The sequence below is a fragment of the Exiguobacterium sp. SH31 genome (assembly GCF_001816105.1).
Lineage (GTDB): Bacteria > Bacillota > Bacilli > Exiguobacteriales > Exiguobacteriaceae > Exiguobacterium > Exiguobacterium aurantiacum_A.
Genome location: NZ_LYTG01000029.1, coordinates 84,543 through 107,031, shown reverse-complemented (window position 1 = coordinate 107,031; position 22,489 = coordinate 84,543). Strand labels below are relative to the sequence as shown.

Below are 22,489 nucleotides of genomic sequence, written 5' to 3'. Positions count from 1 at the left end.
GTTTTTTTTGTGGACAATTTTTGAAGATGAGCGTACACTTAATATATCGGGAGACGATATAACGGTAGACGAAGTAAAGGAGATAAACTATGACACAATCAGCAGGAACCGTCGCGTTGACAGAGGCGGTCTATTATATTTTGTTGTCGTTGCAAGTTCCGCGTCACGGGTATGGCATCATGCAATTCGTGCAAGAATTGAGCGATGACCGTGTCCAGTTAGCGGCGGGGACACTTTATGGCGCGTTAAGCAATTTAGTTGAAAAAGGATGGATTGAAGCAGTAGAGAAAGCGAGCGGACGAAAGAAAGAGTATGTCGTCACACCTCTAGGACAAGCAGTGCTTGAGGCCGAACTCGTCCGGCTCGAAGAACTCGTCACGAATGGAAAACAGTGGATTGGGGGAAACAAATCATGAAAACTAAAACGGTATATCGCTTTTATGCGGATTACGAAAAAGAAGAGGTTTGGTTGAACGATATGGCGGGCGCTGGCTGGTTTCTTGAACGTTTTAGACTTGGGCGTTACACATTCGTTCAAGGGGATCCGAACGAATATACTTATCGGATCGAGTTGATGGAAGAGGCACCAAACAATCCGAAATCGATCGCGTACTTTGAATTTTTGGAGGAAATGGGCATCGAGGTCGTCGCGACGACGTTTCGCTGGGTCTTTCTCCGGAAACTAACAGCTGACGGCCCGTTTCGACTCTACTCCGACATTGACTCAAAGATTCGCCATGAACGACGGATTTTTCATTTGTATAGTTTTGTGTTGTATCTCAATTTATTTGTAGCATTTCTCAACCTGTCGAACGGTATCGAATCTTTCCTCTGGGTTCCTAATTTTTTAGTCAGTCTGCTATTTATCATATTCGTGCTGAAACAATATCGGAAACTTTCGAAATTGAGAGATGAACGTCAACTGGTCGAGCGGGATCAGTGATGGACGAGAATCTATGGGAACATCTTCAAGGCGGGGATTTGCGTTCCATCGGGCGGGTCGATGCGGTCGTCCGCGTTTCCATGACAAGCTGGTTGGTCTGCTGCAGACGCAATCGAAGACAGGAAGTCCAGCCGTTGCGACACGTTGTTGGCTAAATGACGAGAGAGTGAGTGAAAAATGAAACATATTTTAGATGGATTCGTATGAAGTGAGCGGAAGGAAGGTGACGGTGGAAATGAACAAATGGCGCGAATCCGCGGTCGGGCTTGGTCTTATTTTCGGAACGGCTGCCGGGATGATCATCTCTCTACTATTCGATTTTACGGTTGCCTACGGGATTGTGGTCGGCTCAATAATCGGATATTTGATCGGACTGGTTATTTCTATCAGCGCAATGAAACAATGACTATGATGATATAAGAGTAGGAGGCAAATAACATGAGTGAATTTCAATTTATGACGAGCGATAGACCGCTAAAAGAAGTCGAAAATCCATTTATCGAACACTTATCAATTAATGAAGCCATCAAAAAAGGTGTCGTGTTGCCTGAAATGCTCACAGAGGATGAAGAACTCGATCGTGACGAAAAGATTTTGATGCACGTCGAATCGGAAGAACACCTCGATGAAATCGAGATTAAGCGAGACTTGTATTATGACGTAACGAACGTCGAAGCGTATTCAACAAAACCACACGTCGCTGAATTGCGCTGGCGCTATTCTGAGACGAGAGCCGAACAACTCGTCGATTACATCATTGATCATCTGCAGACAGCGGATGAAGTCGAAATTTGGAAAGTGTGGGTCGATGAACAGACGGAACCAAGCGTCAAGACGATCACACGTGACGAGTTGACGATTGATGCGCTACGATTTTTGGGCGACGTCGGGTTCGAGCGACCGGAGTGCCTTCGTGTCGTGAAAGCATGAACAGATTGTTAACATTGCGTTATCTGACCGAACGAGTCTTCTCGTTCGGTTTTTTGTTTTATATTCCCACTTGAAAAAAGATTGCTATATTATGAGAAGAAGAGTCAGGAGGGAATACCATGCATATTTTAATCGTAGAAGACGACCGGACGATTGCCTCCGGTCTTCAATATTCGCTCGAACAAGAACAATTTACGACGGTGCTTTGCCATAACGTGACAGATGCAACACGAATCCTCGAGCAACAGCTACATACAATCGACCTTTGCTTGTTCGATTTGTCGTTGCCGGACGGGAGCGGCTACGACTTGTGCCGGCTCGTGAAACAAAAACAAGATACACCGGTCATCTTTTTGACGGCGTTCGATGATGAAGTAAACGTCGTCATGGGGCTCGATATGGGAGCGGACGACTACATCACGAAACCGTTCCGGGTCCGAGAGCTCATCTCCCGAATCCATTCGGTATTGCGCCGCTACAATAAACAAGGTGGTTCGCCCGTCTTGACAATCGGGTCAATCGAAATCAACACGCAAGACGCTAAAGTCAAAAAGGTTGGGGAAGACATCTTGTTGACGGCGCTCGAGTATCGTTTACTGCTCATCTTCGGGAGACATACGGGACAAGTGCTGACGCGTGCTCAACTGCTCGACCAGATGTGGGACATGGGCGGGGATTTCGTCAATGACAATACGTTGACTGTCTACATCAAACGGTTGCGCGAGAAGCTAGAGGACGACCCGCAACGCCCGACCTTGATCAAGACCGTGCGTGGCATCGGCTATAAGGTGGAAACTTGATATGCTACGGAATCGAGAAATCCGTATTTATTTGCTGAGTCTTTTTGTGTTAGTCAGCTTAGCTGTTGGTGCGGCGCTGTTCATCTCGCTTGAGGCAATCCTCCTCGTCGCTGTCTTATCGATTGCATTCATTGCGGTGACATATCGCTTCACGACGTGGCGCTATCGGGAAATCGACCAACTCTCGAGTTATCTTCAAGAGATCAGCAACGGCAACTATAGACTCGACGTTCGCGATAACCGGGAAGGTGAACTCAGCTTGTTAAAGAGTCAAATTTATAAAGTGACGAAGATGTTGTCTGAGCAAGGGACTCATCTCGAGGAAGATAAGCAGAAGCTGACGGATGCGATCTCCGACATTTCACATCAGCTGAAGACGCCGCTCACGTCGATGACCGTCATGGCGGACTTACTCAGTGACCCGCGTCTGTCTGACGAAAAACGAAACGAATTTACCCATAACGTGCAAGTACAGCTCGAACGGATGGAATGGCTCGTGTCGTCTCTCCTCAAGCTGTCTAAAATCGACGCCGGGACGATTCATTTTAAAAGGGAACCGGTGTCTGTCCAAGCGCTGATTCAAGCTGCGACGGAACCGCTACTCGTCCCGATCGATATCAAGATGCAACAACTTCACGTTACGGGAGACCGCGGCGTCACATTCGAAGGGGACGTGAAATGGACGACCGAGGCGCTCATCAACATCTTGAAGAATTGCGTCGAACATACGCCGGAACAAGGCGAGCTGTTCATCGAGTTCAGCGAGAACACACTCTATACGGAAATCCTCATCCGCGACACGGGGAGCGGGATTGCCAAACAAGACGTCCCCTATGTGTTTCAGCGCTTTTATAAAGGGATGAATGCGAACGATGACAGTGTCGGTATCGGACTCGCGATGGCGCACAGCATCATCACGAGCCAGCAAGGGGAGTTGTCTGTCCGCAGTGAACTCGGCGTCGGGGCAACGTTTCAGATTCGATTCTACAAAGCGGTCGTCTGAAGTGGCAAGTGACTAAACTGTCACTTTCGAGTCACGGACGCGTCACACTCGCTCGGTACACTCAAGGTAGATCAAGTACTGGAGGGTGCAACTATGAATATTTTAGAAGTGAAAAACTTATCAAAAGTGTACGGAAAAGATGAGATGGAAGTGCGGGCGCTCGATGACGTGTCGTTTACCGTGAAAAAGGGAGAGTTCGTCTGTATCGTCGGACCGTCGGGCTCAGGGAAGTCGACGCTGTTGCATTTACTTGGCGGTGTCGACGTCCCGACGAGCGGGAACGTGCTCATCGATGACACGGATATTTACAAGTTAGACGAGACACAACTCGCCATCTTCCGTCGCCGCCAAATCGGGTTGATTTATCAATTTTATAACTTGATTCCGATTTTGACGGTTGAAGAGAATATCACACTTCCGATGTTGTTGGATGAGCAAAAAGTTGACCCGGCCCATTTGGAGCGCATCATCGGGATCCTAGGGTTGTCGAACCGGTTGACGCATTTGCCGAACCAGTTGTCTGGCGGGCAACAACAACGCGTCTCTATCGGCCGGGCGCTCATCAGTAACCCGGCCATCATCTTGGCCGATGAGCCGACGGGAAACTTAGACAGTCAAAATAGTGAAGAAATCATGAGTCTCTTGAAACTTTTCAACAAGAAATTCAATCAGACGCTCATCATCATCACCCATGACGAACGGATTGCCTTACAGGCCGATCGAATCATCTCGATTGAGGATGGGAAGATTGCGAAGAACGAGGTCGTCCGCCCATGAATATCATCCATAAAATGACGATTCGGCATTTGCGCGAGAATAAGCGGCGCTCGCTCGTCACGATTATCGGTGTCATCATCTCGGTGGCGATGATCACGGCTGTGACGACACTCGGTTCTTCTTTCCTTGACTTGATGATTCGTCAAGATATCGCGACGAACGGAGAATGGCACGTCCAATATATGAATACAAATGAACAGCAAGTCGAGGCAATTCGTGACGACGCGGCGACAAAAGACGTCATTCTATCAAGTGATGGCTATGCGGAACTAGAAGGTTCACAAAATGTGTATAAACCGTATGTGTACATTCGGAACTACAACCCGTCAGGATTGAAAAACTTTCCGATCGACCTGACTGAGGGGCGCTTGCCGAAACAAGACGGAGAAGTCGTCATTTCCGAGGCAATCCGTCAAAATGCTCAAGTCACGCACAACATCGGCGATCAGTTGACGCTCGATATCGGCGAGCGCATGGACGAATCAGGTCGCGTGTTGACGCAAAACGATGGCTTGATGCGTGAAGGGGAAGATGTCCTTGAGCAATTGAAAGTAGAGGACACGGTGACGTTGACTGTCGTCGGTACGATGGCTCGCCCGGCATGGGAGCCGACTTGGTCCCCAGGCTATACGGTCGTCGGATACGTTGACGACAAGGACTTGAACGGGGAGACCGTCGATACGTTCGTCGCTTTGAACGATGTCAGCAACTCGATTTATGAAGAAACGGATCAGTTGATGAAAGAACAAGGGATTGAGGGAGTCGCCTATAACTCATCGCTTCTTCGCTATTACGGGGTGACGGACGATGGCGGGCTACGCAAAACGCTATACGGCTTCGCCGGGATTGTCATGGCGGTCATCGTCATCGGTTCGATTTCGCTCATCTACAACGCTTTCGCCATCAGCGTATCTGAACGCTCACGTTACCTTGGTATGCTCGCGAGTGTCGGTGCGACGAAACGACAAAAGCGGAACTCGGTCTTCTTTGAAGGGTTGATTATCGGCGGGATCAGTATCCCGATTGGTATCGTTGCGGGGATCACGGGAATCGGATTCACGTTCCTATTTATCAATGCCTTTGTCGAGAAGGCATTGAATGTGACAGAGAAGTTTGAAGTCGTCGTCACACCACTCACGCTCCTGTTGACGGTTTTGATTTCGAGCGTGACGATTTTCATTTCCTGTTATCTTCCGGCACGCCGCGCTTCCAAAATTTCTGCGATTGACGCGATTCGTCAAACCCAAGATGTTCGACTGACGTCGAAGAGCGTGAAGACGTCAAAGCTCGTTCGACGGATCTTCGGTTTGGAAGCGGAAATCGGGCTGAAAAATACGAAACGTAACCGAAAACGGTATTTGGCGACTGTGTTCTCACTTGTCATCAGTATCATTCTCTTTTTAGTCGTCAGTTACTTTACGACCCAACTTGAACAGTCTTTTGAAATGTCGCAAGGAGACTATACGTACGATATTCTCGTGTCAGGTATAGATCTCGATCAAGAAGACTTGCGTCGCTACGAGGCGATTGAAGATGTTACGAGCGGTACCTATTTAGAAAATGCCACGGTCCGAGCGTTCGTCGAAGCAAATCGACTGCCACAAACGATTATGGAACGAGAAGATTTGGCAGCTTCAGTCGTTGATGGGAAATATGGTTACTATGTGTCACTCTATCAACTCGATAACAAAAGTTTCGATGCGTACTTGAAACAGATTGGGGCATCTTCTAGTGACGTTAGCGATGGAGAGGTTCCTGGCGCTGTGTTGATTGATGAAGTCTCGTATCAAGATGCAGATAAGAAAAAATTTGTTATGACGAAAACGATTGAAGCCGAAATCGGTGACACGATTGATTTATACGAAGAAAATGCGACGGGAAATGCGATTCCGTCCGATACGGTGAAAGTAGCGGCCATGACGGACATCATTCCGAACGGGATGACATCGAGTTCTCTCGGCTGGCTCGATTTAATTGTACGGGAAGGAACGTTCGAAGAAGGCGATATTAGTGAAGCGCTTAACTTACAAAGTTCTTTCATCGCATTGAATACGACAAATCCTGACGCGACGCAAGAGGTGATTGAAGCGGAACAAAACATGGATATCTATGTGACTAACGTGTCGGAACGACGCGAACAACAAGAGCAGATGTTGTTGTTGATGTCGATTTTCATCTATGGGTTCATCGTGTTGATCTCGCTCATCTCGGTGGCGAATATTTTCAACACGATCTCGACGAGCGTTTCGTTACGTCGTCGCGAATTTGCGATGCTGCGATCGGTTGGGATGACACCGAAAGGGTTCAACAAGATGGTGTACTATGAAAGCATCTTTTACGGATTGAAAGCGCTAGCTTATGGACTTCCAATCAGCATTCTCATCATGTACCTCATCTACCGGGCCCAAATTAATACGTTCGAAGTGCCGTTCGCGTTGCCGTGGAGTGACATCTTATTTGTCACGATCGTGATCTTCCTCATCGTCGGTTCTTCAATGGTATATGCAATTTCGAAAGTGAAGTCGGATAATATCATCGACCGGTTGAAGCAAGAGAATAACTAATATGCATGCAAAGGGATTCAGTGTCTACTGAGTCCCTTTTTCTGTAAAATGAGAATGAGGAAAGAGGTGGGAGAATGGACATCCGAGAACTATTGAACGGTGGGGACTTGCGCTCCATCGGTCACGTCGATGCGGTCGTCGCTTTCGTCGGGAACGACCCGGAACGATTCAATGAATTGATGAACGGATTGACTGATGACCGTCCCGTCGTCCGGATGCGGAGCGCAGATGCGATGGAGAAAGTGACACGTCGTCATCCGGAACTGCTGCGACCGCATCAAGCGTCCTTATTCCAACAGCTACATACTACTACTCAACAAGAAGTGAGATGGCACTTGGCTCAAGTGATGCCACGGATGACGTGGACGGAGGATGAGGCAACCGACATCGTCCGTGTGCTCAGCGGTTGGATTGAAACGGAGACGAGCAATATCGTCATCGTCAACTCGCTGCAGGCCATCTTCGACTTGAACGCCGTGCATTCACGTTTCCGCGACGAGCTGAAAGCCTTGCTCGAGACGCAACTCGAGACGGGGAGTCCAGCCGTGAAGAGCCGCTCAAAAAAACTTTTACGAAACGTGTGACCGATTGGCTCCATTTCCGGTCTATAGAAGTGTAAATCATCGAGAGGGGGATTCGATTGGACGATCAAGCGATCATCGATTTGTATTGGAGGCGTTCCGAGCGGGCGATTGAAGCGACGGCGCAAAAGTACGGCGGCTATTGTCATTCGATTTCGTATAATATTTTGCATAGCCGAGAAGACGCGGACGAGTGCGTCAATGACACGTACATGAAGGCGTGGCAAGCGATTCCGCCGACCCGTCCAGCGCGGCTCGCCGCCTATTTGGCGAAGCTGGTCCGTAACGTCTCGCTCCACAAGTATGAGAAGGCGAACGCCAAGAAACGCGGAGCCGGGCAAGTCCCCCTCATCGTCAGTGAGCTCGAGCACTGTCTCGCCTCCTCCGTCGCGACCGATTCGGAAGTCGTCGAGCTATTGAACGATTTTTTGGCCCAGTTGCCACAAGAGACCCGACAGATCTTTATGGGGCGTTACTTTCACTTTCAGTCGATTAAAGACATCGCGAAGATGCGCCAGGTGAGCGAGAGCAAGGTGAAGATGGTGCTGCTGCGAACTCGGAACGACTTGAAGCAAGTGCTCGAAGCGGAAGGGGTGGCGCTATGAACGGAGATCGGCTCACACGTTTGATGGGAGACGTCGATGACTGTTTCGTTGAGGAATCGATGGTGGTTGAAGTCAAAAAGCGGAGACATTGGCGTTGGATTGGCGGTCTCATCGCAGCAGCTGCTGTCACACTCTTTGCCGTGACATGGGATGGTTTTAAAGAACTGATTCCGCTATCGGACAGCTCGAGCAATATGTCGGTCGCGTATATTGATGAAGAGGACATCGATGTCGGGATGTCGTCCGCAAACCTGGCCGAGATGAGTGAGGATGAACTGTTCTCGAAATGGGATCCCATTGTGGTGCGTGGCATTGTGAAGCAGATTGACCAGATTGAACTCGACTTCAACGGACAAGAGGAATATCAATCGATTGTGACGATTGGCGTGACAGACGTCTATCGGGGAGATATCGGGCCGGGCAGCACGATTCAAGTTCTCACGGTTGCCGGTGTCGGTTCCAAGGTGCTTCAGTCGGATGCGGACGTCATCTCTGAACTTCGCCTCGGCACGGAAGGAATTTTTATGCCGAGACGGCATGATGCTTCCCACATCTGGTCACAAAATGGGGCCATGCTTCAAGTGATGGATGTGAGTGATTACGGCTTTCCAGACGGTGATCGATATATGTTCCTAGAGACGGACGAAGGGCTCGTCTTCAGTCGTGATGCCTATCCATCATTGAATGGCGCTGAAACACTCGATGACGTGGAGGCGTTCATGATGGAACGGTTCCGTTAAAGGGAAGAGGATATGGAAGAGGAGAGGGCTACGATGACAGAGCAGAATTGGCGTGCGTCAGGGGTAGGACTCGGTTTAGTGTTTGGGGCGGGGATCGGAATCATTGGGTCGCTCCTGTTTGATTTTGAACTGGTGTATGGGATTGCGGCAGGTGCAGCACTCGGCTATCTCGTTGGACTCGTGGTGTCATTGACAACTCGGGTGTAAGAAGTAAGAAGCATAAAAAATCAACCTCACCGATGATGGGAGATTGATTCTGGCATCCATTATTCACAAGCCCAGCCGTCTTTATCACGGTCCATGCTCGGCTGGTAAGCCGCATGATCTGAACTGACACCACCCGGGTAAGTGCCGCGGAGGTCCGTACAGTTTTGGAACTTTTGACTTGTCGGCGCAGCAGCGGCCGAGTAAGACGAACTTTCATTTACGGATGCGGCTTTCAAAGCGCTTGCCTCTTGCTCGGCTTGTGTAATGAGATTGGCAGCTTTTTCTTTCGCTTCATTGAGTTGAGCTTGGGCGACGCTTGCCGCTTCATCCTCAGCTTTGGAAAGAATCGTGTCGGCTTTAGACTCTGCCTCTTTTACAAGTTGTAAAGCTTGTTGTTCGGCTTCGGCAATTTGAAGTTTGGATTTTTCGTCAGCTTCTACACGAAGTACTTCGACTTCTTCCATCGAATTGTCTAATTCTTGTTGGGCGGCCTCGACTTTGGTTTGGAGAGCGACGTATTTAGCTTGTTCTGCGGAAAGATCTTGCTCATACACTTGTCGGCTCACTTTCGTCGCTTGCGTGTACGCCGAACCAACTAAAATTAAGATGGCGCAAGTGATTAGAACACGTGTAGATTCGTTAAATTTTTGATGACGCCACATCAGGAATAATCCTAATGGGAACAGTAAAATGAGTGCAACGATGATGACGTCGGCTCGTTCGAATAATTTTTTGTTCAATGAATAAATCCTCCTCATATATATGTGCAAAAACAACCTTACCAATATACCATCATTTAACAATAAAGGGGAATGGAATAATTAATTTCCAAATGAGAATAACTGTCACCAACTCTAGACAAAAAAGTCTGTGTCGACTGTTTGGAACACCTGTGTACATGAATGGAGTTCCGTTTATAATGTGTCTTCAAAAACGTAGTGCAATTCGACTTTTTTAGCTTATAAGGAGGAAATCGTATGGACCGTACGATCACAGTCAAAGGAACAGGAAAAGTATCGGCCAAACCGGATTTGATTGTCGTAAAAATGGAGTTAACTTCGAAGGCCGTGCGCTATGAGGAGACGATGAATCTAGCGGCGACGGCCATGGCGCGTCTGCAAAAGGCGCTTGGACAGGTCGGCTTCGATAAGACCGCTCTAAAGACGACGGACTTCTCGATCGATACAGACTATGAAAGTTACCGTGACGAGGATGGAAATTATAAATCTCGTTTCCGTGGCTATGTGTGTGAGCAACGAACAAAACTTGAGTTTGACCTCGACACGAAACGCTTGTCTGACGTCATCCAAAGCGTCACGAATTCAATGGCAGATCCGAAACTGTCCATCAAGTTCACAATTAAAGATTCAGATACGGTTAGCGATGCACTCCTCGCCAGCGCGGCGGAGAGTGCGTTGCATCGGGCTGAACTGTTGACGAAAGCGGCCGGTGCGAAGCTTGGGGAATTGAAACGGATTGACTATACGTGGGCCGAGCTCCATCTTTACTCGCCAACTAATTTGGTATTCCATGAAGAGGTGTTCCATTCACAGGCGTCGATGCCAGAGCTTCAGCCGGACGATATCGATTTGAGCGATACGGCGACGTTCGTCTGGGCGATCGAATGAAACGAGTCGTCTGGATGGTGGCGTTGCTGCTGTCTGTCTCAGTGTCGGTCCACGCCATGTCCTGGGCGTATGCGTTCGTTGTCTTGGACGGACGGGTGTATGAAGTGACGGACGAAGTCGTCGCTGAGGCGGATCTTGGTGAGGTCGTCGGCGAGGTCGAGACGTTGGCCGACGATATGACCGGCGACTATTACGGCGACGCCTCGAACATGTATCCGATTGGTACGGAATATCGTCAAGTGGAAGGGGAGTCGGTCGAAGACGTGCTCGCGGTCGAGGATGGGACGGAGTGGAAGCGGGCCAAATTCGTCCATGAGGCGCCGTTTGACAGCCGAAATCATCTAGACGTGATCGCCTATGCCGCCATCGGCTTGGGAATCGCCGTATTTTTTGGCGCTAGACTGAGGAAACAGCGATGAACTTATATGACGTTGAGGAACAGACTTCGAATCGGATTATAGAGAAAAGAATGGATACATGATGAGCGGTCCACCATTAAGGGAATAGTCCCATGTAGACCGAGAGAGCTTTCGCTTAATGGAGGGATACGTCATGAAAATCCTCATCACTTTTGACTCGATGTACGGATGCACAGAAAAAGTCGCCCACGCCATCAAGGACGGATTCGACGAGCTTCATCAAGTCGAGGCGGTTCACATCAGTCATATCGGCTACGGGGATCTCGCCAACCTTGATTTACTCGTCGTCGGGTCACCGACACACGGCGGGCGTGAGACCGAGGACGTGAAGACGTTTCTCGACGGACTGTCGGATCATGCGCTCCGCGGAGTGCGGGCCGCAGCGTTCGATACGAGCATGGCCGAAGAAGACCAAGGCTATTTCGTCGGGAAGATCGTCAAATGGTTCGGCCACGCCTCGACCCGGATCGGCCGGGAGCTTACGGAAAAAGGGGCAGAGCCCGTGCTTCAAGAATCATTCCTCGTCCTCGACAAAGAAGGACCGCTCAAAGATGGAGAGCTCGAGCGGGCCCGCGACTGGGCAAGTCATCTGTTCGATAAGTGAACGAAGACGCGTTCCTGATGGGATGCGTTTTTTGTTGTGTCATATGACCGAACTGCATGAAAAACGGGTAAATACAAGTGTAGCTCTTTTTCGTAAGATTGGAGGGAGAACGATGAAAAAATGGGAACGAGATGTCCTTGTCGGTTGGATCGTCGTCTTGCTTGTGTTGATTGCCCATTACGTGATGACCGTGTCGCTCGGCAACACCTACTTTGCCGAATCGACGTTGAATCGGATGCTTTGGTTCAGTAGCTTCCCGGCTTTTTTGATCGCATTTATCGCAGCGTTGTTCCAAAAAACGAACACGCTCACGCTTGCCGTCCGGCGCGCCGTCATTTGGACAGCCGAGCTCGTCGTCGGGTTTTCACTTGTCGCCTTGTTCTTCCGCGCGTTCGTACCGTTGTTCGCAAGCCCTGGTGCGTATTGGCTGTTCGGTGCCGTCTTGCTCGCCCCGCTTGTCTACTTGTTTGCGTTCCGCCGCCAAGACCGCGGCACGAAAGCCGGAGCCCATTAATCGAAACGCCTTCCTCGGGAGGCGTTTTTAGCTTGCCTCGAAATGGGAAAGGGGTACAGAAGACATGAATGGAGGGAATACTATGAGTACTTATTTTTCATCATCTTACGACGAGTCGCGCGAGAGGTTTCTCGATTTGCTCGACACCGTCAAACAATACTACCCGAGCGCGCGGACGATGTCGCATTCGATCGGGGAAGATACGATCGACGTGATCATCGGCGAACCGGCCGGGTCACGTGAGGCGATGCTGCTCATGACGATCGGCGAGCATGGGATCGAAGGCTACGCCGGTGCGGCTGTGACCACGCAATTCATCGAGACACAGCTCGGCAACGTCCGCCATGACGTGACAGGCGTCTGCTTCATCCATGCGGTCAACCCATGGGGGATGAAGCATTTCCGGCGCGTCAACGAACATAACGTCGATTTGAACCGAAACTACGTCGTCGACCGAGAATCGCTGCCGCGAAACGTCAATAAAGAGTATGAGGTGATGCGCCACTTGTTCGTCCCGGACGGTGTCATCGACGACTATCACGAGGCGCGCGAACACATTTATTCGTTCCTCGGCTCTGGCATCAAGCTCGACGGGTTCGACGCGATGACCGAGGCGAAAGGGATGGGCCAGTACCAATTCCCGAAAGGCGTCTATTATGGCGGAGACGCCGACGAACCGTCCGCCGTCTTCATGAAAGAGATCCAGCACGATCTTCTCGACCGTTACGACCGGGTCGTCCATATGGACTGGCACACCGCGCTCGGGCCGACGAACGAAGTGACGATGCTCGTCAGCGAGCGGGACGGACGCAGCGCCGAGCAGTTAAAACAGACGTACGGGTTGAAGAACATCAAGACGTACGATCCGGAAGCCGTGCTTGGCGATTCGACGAACCATTTTTATTACGTTCGTGACACGCATTACCCGGACAAGCAGCTCGTCTCGGCCTTGTTCGAGTTCGGGACGTTCGGGACGTCGACGAAAGCGCTGATCCGCGAATTTTTGACGATCATTTTAGAGAATCGCCTCTATTTCGAAGGCACGAAAGATCCGGAGGCACGTAACGGCATCAAAAAAGAATTCATGGCTATGTTCTACCCGGAAGACGAGACGTGGAAGACGTCCGTGTTACGAGAAGGCGCGCAAGCGGTCGAGCATATTTTGAAGGCCGAATCGCTCTGGCGCGACGGTTGACAGGTTTTCAGTTCGCTCAAACGGGAACAGATGGGTTGTGGGCAAACGTACGGCGCACAACGCTCAACAATACGATTGGGGGTTTTGAATAATGGGAAATTACATTACAGCACATGACGGGACGTCTATTTTTGTCGAGGACGTCGGAACGGGTGACGCGGTCGTCTTCTTGCACGGCTGGCCGGCGAACAACAACATGTTCGAGTATCAGAAAAACGCGCTGTTGGATGCGGGCTACCGCTATGTCGGTATCGATTACCGCGGTTACGGGAAGTCGGACGCACCGGCTACGGGCTATGACTACGAGACGATGGCGTCTGACGTGAACATGGTCGTCAACGGCCTCGGTGTCAAAGACTTCACACTCGTCGGCTTCTCGATGGGTGGGGCGATCGCGATCCGCTATGCGGTCGATTATCCGGACGGCGGTTTGAAAAAACTTATCCTCGCCGGCGCGGCGGCACCGGTGTTCACGCAACGCCCGGACTATCCGTACGGGATGACAAAACAAGAAGTCGACGCGTTGATCGAAGATACGAAACGCGACCGGGCCTCGATGTTGACTGGGTTCGGCGAGATCTTCTTTGAGAAGAAGCATCCAGAGCCGCTTCAAAACTGGTTCCACAGCTTGTCGCTCATCGCCTCGAGCCACGGGACGATCGCCTCGGCGAAAGCGCTCCGCGACGAGGACCTTCGTGAAGACTTGCCGAAAGTCGGCGTCGAGACGCTGATCATCCATGGCGTCCACGACAAAGTCTGTCCGTTCGAGTTTGCCCTAGAGATGGAAAAAGGCATCCCGAACGCGCGCATCGAGCGTTTCGAGGAGAGCGGTCACGGTACCGTGCTCGATGAGATGGAGAAGTTCAATCAAACGATGTTACAATTTATCTGATTAGACGAGACGCCTTGATCAAAGGCGTCTTTTTTTATGGACTCGGACGGGTAGAATCGATGCGTACAGGGTATAAATAATTGGAGTTACTTTCCAGTTTTCTGTTGATGACGTGTCACGCCGGTCCTGTTCTTGTAAAGGACTTTTTTCTGTGGCAGCAACTAATGAAGGGAGGGTGAAACAATTGTGGGGTGCTTTCAACTATTGCGGTCAACCCTACGATTCATGGTACAATAGCGTGGTGGATTAACAGATTGAGGAGAGATTATATATGAACATCGCTTTCTTTTTATATCCGAAAGAAGACGTCAAATATTTAGACCCGGAGTCGACGGTGCGGCAAGCGCTCGAGAAGATGAAGCATCATCGCTTCACCTCGGTGCCGCTCGTATCCGAGAACGGCTTTTACGCCGGAACGATGACGGAAGGAGACTTACTGTGGGCACTCGCCGAACAACTTCGCGGGGAAGAAGATTACGAGAAAGTGCTCCGGACTCGCCTGAAAGACATCAAACAACGTATACGCTATAAACCGGTATCAATCACGGCGCAAATCGAGGAGCTCGTCGATGCGATCACCGATCAAAACTTCGTGCCGGTCGTCGATGACGGCAAGTATTTCATTGGCATCATCCGACGCCGTGACATCATCGAGTACTACTCGACGAAATTGAAACAGCTTGAGAGCGAAGTGAATTGAGCGAATGCACCAACCTGTGTGAAAGCGGGTTGGTTTTTGTATGTGTGATTACAAGCGATGGGGGAGGCAAGCTACAGATGGAAGCACGAGTCATTGAATCGATTGAGCTATGGTTTCAAGAGGCAGGGTCTGAGGAAGCGGTGAACTTCATCGATTTCATGCTGTTTTTGAATGAATCGGCGTATTCGTTGCTTCACCGAGACACGTTACATGGCATCTTCACCTATCAGGTCCGCTACCAAGACGGGACCTCTCAGTCCGTCTCGTTTGATAAAGATGAGTGGGTTGTCCATGAACGGAATGAATGGCAAACCGGTATGAGCGGCGGTGAGTGGGTATGGTGGCTTGTCGAGCGATGGCGTTTTGTCGTGGAGTGGTGGAGCGGTCGGGACTTCCGGACGGGTGACGTGATTGAGGAAAGCTTTTATGGGACAATTCCTTACGGTGAAATTCAACACCTCGACGTCCTGTTGTATTCAATCATCGAAAACGATGCCCTCAACACAAAAGCATTGATTAAAGAGGGTTATTACCATGACCCGCTGCTGCATGAATGGATTGCGATTCCCGATTCGACGGACAGCCTACGGTCGCTCGTCTTGACCTTCTGTTACAACGAAGGGATTCTTAAGATACCCCGAACCATCGAGCGGATTGAGGTGACGTTCACCGATTTGACGACAGGAGCGGTCCAATCGCTTGCAAGTGCACTCGAAGCGTATGAGAAGCCGGCAGACCTCGATTTAGATGATATGATGTATCGCGATGACATGTTTTATCGCGACGAATCCATTCAAGGGACGATTCGTTATGAGGTGACATATCAAGGCGGAAGGGTCCAATATGTCGAACATGATAAGTTGGAGATATTCATGGACTGGGACATGGCGATGATCAATTGGTTTTTCGAACATTGGAAAAAACTGTACGAAGCGTATGCCGAAAAGTCGTTTCCATCCGGTCGACCGTTGCAACGCTTTGAATCGGGCTATGATTATTGGAAAGCGAGACTATCGCCTGAAGCGTGGGACGAGCTTATCCATTCGACAGACCCTTTCGACCAGCAACGTTTAACGGATAAGAGACCTCGTGACGAGATTCAAAGAGCAAAAGAGCAGTTCGAGATGATGTTCAATCAAACAGCGGAACTCTACCTCGAGAATTTGCGACACGGATTCTATGTTGATCAACTGTTGGAACAACGAATCGACGTCGAAAGTTCATTCGATGCCGTGATTGCGCTTTACAAAGAAATATCCGAGGCAGAACGGAAAAGGCGAGCGAGGGAGCAACTGCTTTATGGGAAAAAGGATGAAGGAAACCTAAATTGATTCTGGTTTCCTTCATTTTTCTATATACTGTTCATGAACATTTTCAAACTGAGTTACACGCGATCGAGCCTTTAACTGTAACTAGAAAGACGACTTCCGCGAAGGAAAGTCATCATCATGTGTCATTTGATCAAAGGCGAACGCCGGACGAGTGAATTGAAAAAGCTCATGCCGAACATCACGCAAAAAATGCTCACGCAACAGTTGCGTGAGCTCGAGGCGGACGGCGTCATCATCCGGACCGTCTATGAACAAGTCCCGCCGAAAGTCGTCTATTCGCTTTCTGACTATGGCTGGTCGCTCCAATCGATCCTCGACGCCATGTGCGCCTGGGGCGAAGTGCATATCGAACAAACCGGTGAAGACGTGATTTCCTGATCGAATGGTCGCACAATCTTGTGCGGCCGTTTTTTGTTGCCTCATGTCGGGTACATTGTCAGAGACAAGGAGGCGATCACATGGACATGTCCACATATCGATTTAAAGATGACGGCTCGATCCCGAACAACCCGTATTACCCGGTGCTGTTATACCGACGCGTGTTCGAAGAGGCGGACGGCATCCAGGCGACGTTCGAGCATAACGGTTGGGGTAACAGTTGGGTGAACGGTGTGTTCGACTATCACCACTATCACAGCAACACGCACGAGGTGCTCGGGGTGAGGTCAGGCCGTGCGACCGTTCAACTCGGCGGCGCGACCGGCGATCTCGTCTCGTTGAATGCCGGTGACGTGTTGATCCTGCCAGCAGGGACGGGACACCGCCGACTCGAGGCGAGCGATGACTTCGAAATCGTCGGGGCGTATCCGGAAGGACGCGACTATGACACGTTGACGGGCAAGCCGGAAGAACGCCCGGACAACGTCCATCGAATCGAACGCGTCGACAAACCGGCGACCGATCCCGTCTTCGGGACGACAGGGCCGTTGCACGATCAATGGATCAAGGAGGAAACAACATGAACCGAATTCCACACACACTGATTTTGGCGGCATTGAAACAACACGTGGTCAAATTGCCGGACGGGCGCGAGATGCGCGCCCTCGGTCAAGGCACGTGGCGCATGGGCGATGACGCATCAAAACATGACGCGGAGATCGAGGCGTTACAGACAGGTCTCGACTGCGGATTACACGTCATCGACACGGCCGAGATGTACGGGGAAGGCAAGTCGGAGACACTCGTCGGGGAAGCAATCCAAGACCGTCGCGAGGACGTTTTCCTCGTCTCGAAAGTGTATCCACATAACGCCGGGGGCGACAAGCTCGTACAGGCGTGCGACGCGACGCTCGAGCGGCTCGGCACCGACTATCTCGACCTTTACTTGTTGCATTGGCGCGGCAACATCCCGCTCAAGGAGACGGTCGACGGGCTCGAACAGCTGAAAGCAGACGGGAAGATCCGGGCGTGGGGCGTCTCAAACTTTGACGTCGACGACATGAAGGAACTGCTCGCCTTGCCGAACGGGAAGCATTGTGCGGTCAACCAAGTGCTGTATCATCTCGGCAGCCGCGGCATCGAGCACGACTTGTTGCCGTTCCTAGAAGAGCAGCGCATCCCGATGATGGCCTATTCGCCGCTCGCTGAAGGCAGCGACGTGAAAGAGAAGATTTTTAACGATGAGACGGTGAAACAAATCGCCGAGGCGTATCATGCGTCGGTGGCTCAAATCCTGCTCGCGTGGACTGTGCGGAGCGGCAACGTTATCGCCATCCCGAAAGCGGGGCAGAAAGCGCACGTCGAAGAGAACGGGGCAGCGCTGCTCCTCAATTTGACTGAAGAAGATTTCAAAGCGCTCGACGAGGCGTTCCCGCCGCCGAGCGGGAAAGAACCGTTAGATGTGATTTAAAAAAAGGTGAGTCCACAGCGTGGGCTCACCTTTCGTATGTCTTTAGTTTGCTAACGGGTGCTTCAATAGATAGTCTTCAATCTGTCCGAGCGTTTCTTTTAAAACACCGTCTTCGAACGGTGACTTCAATCCGGCGAGGTCGACGAGCTCGAGGAACGAGCGGCTGCCGCCGGCCTGACAGAGCGTGAGGTAATCGCTCCACGCCGACTCACGGTCCTCATGCATGCGCACCCAGAACTGGAAGGCACATACTTGGGCGAGCGTGTAGTCGATATAGTAGAACGGGCTTTGGAAGATGTGGCCTTGTTGGTGCCACCACGCGCCCGACTCGAGATAGTCGTTCGTCTCATAGTCGCGGTGCGGCAAGTACGCCTTCTCAAGGTCACGCCACGCCTGACGACGTTCGGCTGCCGTCATGTCGGGCTTCCGATAGACGATGTGCTGGAACTCGTCGACGAGGACGCCGTACGGGAGGAACGTGACGCTTCCGGCCAAGTGGTTGAACTTGTACTTGTCGACCTGGTCGCCGAAGAACAGCTCCATCCACGGCCAGCAGAAGAACTCCATCGACATCGAGTGGATCTCACACGCCTCGTACGTCGGGAACGCATATTCCGGTGTCGTCAAATGACGGCTCTCGTACACTTGGAAGGCGTGACCGACCTCGTGCGTGAGCACGTCGATGTCGCCCGCCGTGCCGTTGAAGTTCGAGAAGATGAACGGGAGGCCTTCAGACGGTAAGTACGTGCAGTAACCGCCGCCGGCTTTGCCGGGCTTCGCCGTAAGATCGAGGGCACCGCGCTCTTGCATGTACTGGAAGAACTCGTCCGTCTCGCTTGAGAGCTCACGGTACATCTTGTTGCCGCCCTCGATGATGAACGACTCGTCGCCTTGCGGTGTCGCGTTGCCGTCCGGGAAGACGAACGATTCGTCATAGTAGCGGAGCGTATCGACAGCGATGCGTTTCGCCTGCTTGTCTTTTAACGTCGTCGCGAGCGGGACGATGACGTCGCGCACTTGTTTACGGAAGTTGTCGACCATCGACTCATCATAGCCGACGCGTTGCATCCGGGCGTAGCCGAGTTCGACGAACGACGGGAAGTCGAGCGCGTGCGCGATCTCGGTCCGGACGCGGACGAGTTCGCCATAGATCCGGTCGAGCTCGTCACCGTTGTCGGCGAGGTATGTATAACGCGCCTCGGACGCTGCTTTTCGTACCGACCGGTCGGGTGACTGTAAGTATGGGCCGAACTGTGACAAGTTGAGCGTCTTGCCATCGAACTCGATCTGTGCGGCCGACATCACTTTTTGATAGCTCGTCGCGAGTCGGTTCTCTTCTTGCAGTTTCGGGATGAGCGATTCGTCGAACGTTTTGAGTGCCCGTTCCGCGAGTTCGAACAATTGGCTGCCCCATTCCGCTTCGAGCTGGCTGCGGAGGTCGTGCTCCGTCAAGACGCGATAGTACGCCTGGACTTCTTTCTCGTAGACCGGCAACGCGTCGTCAAAGAACGTCTGCTCGGCTTCGTAGAACGCATCGCGCGTATCGATCGAGTGGCGGATCGCGACGAGCTGACTTTGCGTCTCGAACGCGTTCCGTTCCTGGTTGATTTGGCGAATCAATTCGTTCGCCTCTTCGAGTGTGCTCGCTTGCTGCAATTCGACTGAATAGTCCGACAATCGGCTGTTTAAAACGTCCACGTCGGGCCGTTCGTATGACAATTTTGTGAAAGTAGTCATTGTAAGCGCCTCCATCATGTGAAATTTTTATAAAGTGTAAAAAGGGCTTGCAAAAGCGATTGCACACTCGTATTCTTACGATGTGTAAACGAATTCGCACTACCTTAATACAACTATACCGTGAATAGGGTAGGGATTGAAGTAATAGCTTTTCGGGTATAAAAGCTAAGACTTTGATTAACAGAACATGTTGGAGGGATTAAGCTATGGGATTCTTTAAAAAACTTTTTGGTGGTAAAGACGAGCAACTGAACGCGGTTTCACCGCTTACAGGGAAAGTCATCGATATTACGAACGTGCCTGACCAAGTGTTCTCACAAAAAATGATGGGTGATGGCATCGCCATCGAACCGACAGACGGAAAAGTCGTCTCACCGGTCAACGGGACAATCGCGACGGTCTTCCCGACGAAACACGCGATCGGCATCAACGCGGACAACGGTGCGGAGTACTTGATCCACATCGGTTTGGACACGGTCAACCTTAAAGGTGAAGGCTTCGAGACGCACGTCACGGAAGGCCAAGCCGTCAAAGCAGGCGACCCGCTCGTCACGTTCGACCTTGACTTCATCAAAGCGAACGCACCGTCGACGATCACACCGATCATCATCACGAACCATGACAGCTTCGCTGTGAACAAACTTGTTGCTGAAGGCGACAACGTCACAGCTGGTTCATCTGAAGTCGTCGAGTTGACGAAAAAATAATTAATTCGACCACTTGCTCGGAAGCATGCGCTTCCGAGTATTTTTTTGTGGATTCGGGAACTATAATGGAAAAGAGGGGGTAGAATTCAATGGATGGTAAAAATGCACCGTACCGGGGTTATGGGGACCGGATCCGAATCTTGCGTGAGCGGACGGGTATCTCAATCGAGGCACTCGCCGAACAGATTGGTGTCGCTCCGTACTTTATTCGCCGGACCGAGCTCAGTGAAGTGTACCCGACGATGCCTTACATAGAGGCGCTCGCCGAGGCGCTGAAGATTGACGCGAACTACTTGGCACGGCACATTTGGACGGGGGAATCCCTGAAGGTGCTCATGAAAGGCAAAGCCCCTGAACTCGAACAGATGAAGCTCGCCTATGAAGAAGCGATGCACGGGAAGTCGACGGAAGACATGCAGCGTCAGCTCGAGACACGCATGCGCATCTTCGACTTGATGCACGAAGAGGAACTGCGCCGCATCTTTGAAGAGGACGAGGAACCGACGTCGCACCACGCGTTAGAAGCGTTGGTCGATGCCGTGCTCGACCTCGGACGGACGCATGAGGCGACACATCGCATCGTCCCGTTCGCCCGCTATGTCGATCAGCTCGTCCCGGAACAATTCGTCGATAACTCGTTCCAATATACGGAGTTTGGCATCGTCGATAAGTCGTATAAGTTGCAGTGAGCGAGGCCGTGGGCGACCACGGCTTTTTCAATATGTATAAAAGGAGTGATGAGCAGCATGGTCGCAGTTCAAGCACTGAAACAAAGACTAGTGAACAATCGGCTCGACGTGCAATTAGAAGAAGGATACGTGAATCAGTTGGCTTTTGCGTTCAACCATCCCGGAACAGACGATGAGTTAGACCGGTTACCGAAAGAAACACCGCTAGCGGTCCGTGCATTATTAAAAGAACATAACGGAGCTAAATTGTTTGAAGATGTGGAGTACGGTGGAGGGATTGAGCTATTTTCGGTTGAAGAAATCATCGCAAGCCGTGAACGATGGGAATGTCCTCCATCTTTTCTCCCTATAGGGGCCGGTCGTGACGGAGAATGGATTGTCTGTGAATACATAAGCGAAACGGAAGACCGGATGTGGATAGGCGAGTTTTTGACCTTTGATGAAGCCGATGCGAGGTTGAATCGTTTGCCCTTTAATTTTTCACGGTGGCTAGATTATTTGATCGTGGCACAAGGAGCCGCGTTCTGGGACTGGTTTCGAACATGAAAAAGAACGGCTACCCAAAGGGCAGCCGTTCTTGACATTATCAACGCATTGGTCTTGCTTCATAACGCACTTTCGGTTTCGTCCCGGCAAGCAGGAAGCCGAGCACGATGTTGAGAATCGTGAGTACCCAGCCGACGTAACCGAACGTATAGGCGAGGCTCGCGAGCATCGTCTGCCAGTCGAGTAAGGATGCGGCATCACCGCGAACGGTGAAACGGATGATCGTGAATCCGACGAGTGTCGCCGCCGTGATCAAAATCCCGATCCACGCGCCGCCGAACCTTGACGTCTCAGAACGTCTACTGACCGGATACCAAAACGCGAGCGTTCCGAGGAACGTGCTGCCCGCGTATGCGAGCAAGATTTGCCACAACGCGTCGGCCTCTAAGAAGACGGTATAACAGATGAACGTCGTGAGCGTCGTCATGAATGTAAAGATCAAGGCTGCGAGTAATCGTGATCGCATAGTTCGTTTCCTCCTCATTTTGCACATTCTTTAGAGTATACGAAAACGAAAATGCTGTAAAC

29 protein-coding genes are annotated in these 22,489 nt (G+C 51.1%); 26 read left to right on the top strand and 3 right to left on the bottom strand.

All coding sequences use genetic code 11. The features are described from left to right. Positions 1 to 89: 89 nt before the first annotated feature. The 12 genes from A6395_RS04610 to A6395_RS15950 all read left to right on the top strand — a co-directional run bounded on the left by A6395_RS04610 (position 90) and on the right by A6395_RS15950 (position 9,150). Positions 90 to 416, top strand: coding sequence for a PadR family transcriptional regulator (locus tag A6395_RS04610; protein ID WP_071398061.1), 327 nt, complete (start codon positions 90 to 92; stop codon positions 414 to 416). Next, the gene (locus tag A6395_RS04605) at positions 413 to 943 is read left to right on the top strand and encodes a DUF2812 domain-containing protein (protein ID WP_071398060.1); all 531 of its coding nucleotides are present in this window, start codon (positions 413 to 415) and stop codon (positions 941 to 943) included. The genes A6395_RS04610 and A6395_RS04605 overlap by 4 nt, the downstream gene beginning before the upstream one ends. Before the next feature lie 193 nt (positions 944 to 1,136). After that, positions 1,137 to 1,349, top strand: coding sequence for a hypothetical protein (locus A6395_RS15955; RefSeq protein ID WP_158625492.1), 213 nt, complete (start codon positions 1,137 to 1,139; stop codon positions 1,347 to 1,349). Between the two features lie 32 nt (positions 1,350 to 1,381). Beyond that, positions 1,382 to 1,873 (top strand): hypothetical protein, encoded by a 492-nt coding sequence (locus A6395_RS04600; protein ID WP_071398059.1) that lies wholly within the window; start codon positions 1,382 to 1,384, stop codon positions 1,871 to 1,873. 119 nt (positions 1,874 to 1,992) lie between these two features. Continuing rightward, positions 1,993 to 2,673 (top strand): response regulator transcription factor, encoded by a 681-nt coding sequence (locus A6395_RS04595; protein WP_071398058.1) that lies wholly within the window; start codon positions 1,993 to 1,995, stop codon positions 2,671 to 2,673. Position 2,674: 1 nt separating this feature from the next. Next, the gene (locus A6395_RS04590; RefSeq protein ID WP_071398057.1) at positions 2,675 to 3,676 is read left to right on the top strand and encodes a sensor histidine kinase; all 1,002 of its coding nucleotides are present in this window, start codon (positions 2,675 to 2,677) and stop codon (positions 3,674 to 3,676) included. 93 nt (positions 3,677 to 3,769) lie between these two features. Then, positions 3,770 to 4,453: an ABC transporter ATP-binding protein gene (locus A6395_RS04585; RefSeq protein WP_071398056.1), complete on the top strand. Its 684-nt coding sequence runs from the start codon at positions 3,770 to 3,772 to the stop codon at positions 4,451 to 4,453. Continuing rightward, on the top strand, positions 4,450 to 7,017 hold the full coding sequence (locus A6395_RS04580; RefSeq protein ID WP_071398055.1) for an ABC transporter permease: 2,568 nt from the start codon (positions 4,450 to 4,452) through the stop codon (positions 7,015 to 7,017). Before A6395_RS04585 ends, A6395_RS04580 begins: the two co-directional genes overlap by 4 nt. Positions 7,018 to 7,091: 74 nt before the next feature. Next, complete coding sequence (locus A6395_RS04575; protein ID WP_071398054.1) at positions 7,092 to 7,601, top strand: HEAT repeat domain-containing protein; 510 nt, start codon at positions 7,092 to 7,094, stop codon at positions 7,599 to 7,601. A gap of 56 nt (positions 7,602 to 7,657) precedes the next feature. Beyond that, complete coding sequence (locus A6395_RS04570) at positions 7,658 to 8,203, top strand: RNA polymerase sigma factor (RefSeq protein ID WP_071398053.1); 546 nt, start codon at positions 7,658 to 7,660, stop codon at positions 8,201 to 8,203. Next, on the top strand, positions 8,200 to 8,943 hold the full coding sequence (locus A6395_RS04565) for a hypothetical protein (protein ID WP_071398052.1): 744 nt from the start codon (positions 8,200 to 8,202) through the stop codon (positions 8,941 to 8,943). The genes A6395_RS04570 and A6395_RS04565 overlap by 4 nt, the downstream gene beginning before the upstream one ends. A 33-nt stretch (positions 8,944 to 8,976) precedes the next feature. Next, complete coding sequence (locus tag A6395_RS15950; protein WP_158625491.1) at positions 8,977 to 9,150, top strand: hypothetical protein; 174 nt, start codon at positions 8,977 to 8,979, stop codon at positions 9,148 to 9,150. Between the two features lie 59 nt (positions 9,151 to 9,209). Here the strand turns inward: A6395_RS15950 and A6395_RS04555 are convergent, their stop codons facing one another. Continuing rightward, the gene (locus A6395_RS04555) at positions 9,210 to 9,890 is read right to left on the bottom strand and encodes an excalibur calcium-binding domain-containing protein (RefSeq protein ID WP_071398050.1); all 681 of its coding nucleotides are present in this window, start codon (positions 9,888 to 9,890) and stop codon (positions 9,210 to 9,212) included. Positions 9,891 to 10,127: 237 nt separating this feature from the next. Here A6395_RS04555 and A6395_RS04550 point away from each other — a divergent pair, with 237 nt between their 5' ends. The 11 genes from A6395_RS04550 (at position 10,128) to A6395_RS04500 (ending at position 18,282) form a co-directional block, all read left to right on the top strand. After that, a complete protein-coding gene (locus A6395_RS04550) occupies positions 10,128 to 10,778 on the top strand; it encodes an SIMPL domain-containing protein (protein ID WP_071398049.1) in 651 nt (216 codons plus the stop codon). Beyond that, entirely contained in the window at positions 10,775 to 11,197 is a 423-nt protein-coding gene (locus A6395_RS04545; protein WP_071398048.1) for a hypothetical protein, read from the top strand. The genes A6395_RS04550 and A6395_RS04545 overlap by 4 nt, the downstream gene beginning before the upstream one ends. 133 nt (positions 11,198 to 11,330) lie before the next feature. After that, the gene (locus A6395_RS04540) at positions 11,331 to 11,801 is read left to right on the top strand and encodes a flavodoxin family protein (protein WP_233589585.1); all 471 of its coding nucleotides are present in this window, start codon (positions 11,331 to 11,333) and stop codon (positions 11,799 to 11,801) included. A gap of 112 nt (positions 11,802 to 11,913) precedes the next feature. Further along, complete coding sequence (locus A6395_RS04535; protein ID WP_071398046.1) at positions 11,914 to 12,315, top strand: hypothetical protein; 402 nt, start codon at positions 11,914 to 11,916, stop codon at positions 12,313 to 12,315. Between the two features lie 82 nt (positions 12,316 to 12,397). Continuing rightward, positions 12,398 to 13,510: a M14 family metallopeptidase gene (locus A6395_RS04530; RefSeq protein ID WP_071398045.1), complete on the top strand. Its 1,113-nt coding sequence runs from the start codon at positions 12,398 to 12,400 to the stop codon at positions 13,508 to 13,510. Between the two features lie 91 nt (positions 13,511 to 13,601). After that, the gene (locus A6395_RS04525) at positions 13,602 to 14,402 is read left to right on the top strand and encodes an alpha/beta fold hydrolase (protein ID WP_071398044.1); all 801 of its coding nucleotides are present in this window, start codon (positions 13,602 to 13,604) and stop codon (positions 14,400 to 14,402) included. A 271-nt stretch (positions 14,403 to 14,673) separates the two neighbouring features. Continuing rightward, complete coding sequence (locus A6395_RS04520; protein ID WP_071398043.1) at positions 14,674 to 15,102, top strand: CBS domain-containing protein; 429 nt, start codon at positions 14,674 to 14,676, stop codon at positions 15,100 to 15,102. Positions 15,103 to 15,179: 77 nt separating this feature from the next. Next, complete coding sequence (locus A6395_RS04515; RefSeq protein WP_071398042.1) at positions 15,180 to 16,433, top strand: hypothetical protein; 1,254 nt, start codon at positions 15,180 to 15,182, stop codon at positions 16,431 to 16,433. Between the two features lie 111 nt (positions 16,434 to 16,544). After that, positions 16,545 to 16,811, top strand: coding sequence for a winged helix-turn-helix transcriptional regulator (locus tag A6395_RS04510; RefSeq protein WP_071398041.1), 267 nt, complete (start codon positions 16,545 to 16,547; stop codon positions 16,809 to 16,811). Between the two features lie 80 nt (positions 16,812 to 16,891). Next, entirely contained in the window at positions 16,892 to 17,395 is a 504-nt protein-coding gene (locus A6395_RS04505; RefSeq protein ID WP_071398040.1) for a cupin domain-containing protein, read from the top strand. Next, entirely contained in the window at positions 17,392 to 18,282 is an 891-nt protein-coding gene (locus A6395_RS04500; RefSeq protein WP_071398039.1) for an aldo/keto reductase, read from the top strand. The genes A6395_RS04505 and A6395_RS04500 overlap by 4 nt, the downstream gene beginning before the upstream one ends. Positions 18,283 to 18,324: 42 nt before the next feature. Here the strand turns inward: A6395_RS04500 and A6395_RS04495 are convergent, their stop codons facing one another. Further along, entirely contained in the window at positions 18,325 to 20,019 is a 1,695-nt protein-coding gene (locus A6395_RS04495) for a M3 family oligoendopeptidase (protein WP_071398038.1), read from the bottom strand. Positions 20,020 to 20,225: 206 nt separating this feature from the next. Here A6395_RS04495 and A6395_RS04490 point away from each other — a divergent pair, with 206 nt between their 5' ends. The 3 genes from A6395_RS04490 (at position 20,226) to A6395_RS04480 (ending at position 21,961) form a co-directional block, all read left to right on the top strand. Beyond that, positions 20,226 to 20,726, top strand: coding sequence for a PTS sugar transporter subunit IIA (locus A6395_RS04490; protein ID WP_070328619.1), 501 nt, complete (start codon positions 20,226 to 20,228; stop codon positions 20,724 to 20,726). 89 nt (positions 20,727 to 20,815) lie between these two features. Then, positions 20,816 to 21,415, top strand: coding sequence for a helix-turn-helix domain-containing protein (locus A6395_RS04485; RefSeq protein ID WP_071398037.1), 600 nt, complete (start codon positions 20,816 to 20,818; stop codon positions 21,413 to 21,415). Positions 21,416 to 21,472: 57 nt separating this feature from the next. Further along, entirely contained in the window at positions 21,473 to 21,961 is a 489-nt protein-coding gene (locus A6395_RS04480; protein WP_071398036.1) for an SMI1/KNR4 family protein, read from the top strand. Positions 21,962 to 22,001: 40 nt separating this feature from the next. Here A6395_RS04480 and A6395_RS04475 read toward each other — a convergent pair whose 3' ends face one another. Then, positions 22,002 to 22,427, bottom strand: coding sequence for a hypothetical protein (locus tag A6395_RS04475; protein WP_071398035.1), 426 nt, complete (start codon positions 22,425 to 22,427; stop codon positions 22,002 to 22,004). Between the last annotated feature and the right edge of the window lie 62 nt (positions 22,428 to 22,489).

Coding starts and splice junctions, on each gene's coding strand:
- A6395_RS04610 (WP_071398061.1), top strand. CDS start 90: ATGACACAATCAGCAGGAACCGTCGCGTTGACAGAGGCGGTCTATTAT.
- A6395_RS04605 (WP_071398060.1), top strand. CDS start 413: ATGAAAACTAAAACGGTATATCGCTTTTATGCGGATTACGAAAAAGAA.
- A6395_RS15955 (WP_158625492.1), top strand. CDS start 1,137: ATGGATTCGTATGAAGTGAGCGGAAGGAAGGTGACGGTGGAAATGAAC.
- A6395_RS04600 (WP_071398059.1), top strand. CDS start 1,382: ATGAGTGAATTTCAATTTATGACGAGCGATAGACCGCTAAAAGAAGTC.
- A6395_RS04595 (WP_071398058.1), top strand. CDS start 1,993: ATGCATATTTTAATCGTAGAAGACGACCGGACGATTGCCTCCGGTCTT.
- A6395_RS04590 (WP_071398057.1), top strand. CDS start 2,675: ATGCTACGGAATCGAGAAATCCGTATTTATTTGCTGAGTCTTTTTGTG.
- A6395_RS04585 (WP_071398056.1), top strand. CDS start 3,770: ATGAATATTTTAGAAGTGAAAAACTTATCAAAAGTGTACGGAAAAGAT.
- A6395_RS04580 (WP_071398055.1), top strand. CDS start 4,450: ATGAATATCATCCATAAAATGACGATTCGGCATTTGCGCGAGAATAAG.
- A6395_RS04575 (WP_071398054.1), top strand. CDS start 7,092: ATGGACATCCGAGAACTATTGAACGGTGGGGACTTGCGCTCCATCGGT.
- A6395_RS04565 (WP_071398052.1), top strand. CDS start 8,200: ATGAACGGAGATCGGCTCACACGTTTGATGGGAGACGTCGATGACTGT.
- A6395_RS15950 (WP_158625491.1), top strand. CDS start 8,977: ATGACAGAGCAGAATTGGCGTGCGTCAGGGGTAGGACTCGGTTTAGTG.
- A6395_RS04550 (WP_071398049.1), top strand. CDS start 10,128: ATGGACCGTACGATCACAGTCAAAGGAACAGGAAAAGTATCGGCCAAA.
- A6395_RS04545 (WP_071398048.1), top strand. CDS start 10,775: ATGAAACGAGTCGTCTGGATGGTGGCGTTGCTGCTGTCTGTCTCAGTG.
- A6395_RS04540 (WP_233589585.1), top strand. CDS start 11,331: ATGAAAATCCTCATCACTTTTGACTCGATGTACGGATGCACAGAAAAA.
- A6395_RS04535 (WP_071398046.1), top strand. CDS start 11,914: ATGAAAAAATGGGAACGAGATGTCCTTGTCGGTTGGATCGTCGTCTTG.
- A6395_RS04530 (WP_071398045.1), top strand. CDS start 12,398: ATGAGTACTTATTTTTCATCATCTTACGACGAGTCGCGCGAGAGGTTT.
- A6395_RS04525 (WP_071398044.1), top strand. CDS start 13,602: ATGGGAAATTACATTACAGCACATGACGGGACGTCTATTTTTGTCGAG.
- A6395_RS04520 (WP_071398043.1), top strand. CDS start 14,674: ATGAACATCGCTTTCTTTTTATATCCGAAAGAAGACGTCAAATATTTA.
- A6395_RS04515 (WP_071398042.1), top strand. CDS start 15,180: ATGGAAGCACGAGTCATTGAATCGATTGAGCTATGGTTTCAAGAGGCA.
- A6395_RS04505 (WP_071398040.1), top strand. CDS start 16,892: ATGGACATGTCCACATATCGATTTAAAGATGACGGCTCGATCCCGAAC.
- A6395_RS04500 (WP_071398039.1), top strand. CDS start 17,392: ATGAACCGAATTCCACACACACTGATTTTGGCGGCATTGAAACAACAC.
- A6395_RS04495 (WP_071398038.1), bottom strand. CDS start 20,019: ATGACTACTTTCACAAAATTGTCATACGAACGGCCCGACGTGGACGTT.
- A6395_RS04490 (WP_070328619.1), top strand. CDS start 20,226: ATGGGATTCTTTAAAAAACTTTTTGGTGGTAAAGACGAGCAACTGAAC.
- A6395_RS04485 (WP_071398037.1), top strand. CDS start 20,816: ATGGATGGTAAAAATGCACCGTACCGGGGTTATGGGGACCGGATCCGA.
- A6395_RS04480 (WP_071398036.1), top strand. CDS start 21,473: ATGGTCGCAGTTCAAGCACTGAAACAAAGACTAGTGAACAATCGGCTC.
- A6395_RS04475 (WP_071398035.1), bottom strand. CDS start 22,427: ATGCGATCACGATTACTCGCAGCCTTGATCTTTACATTCATGACGACG.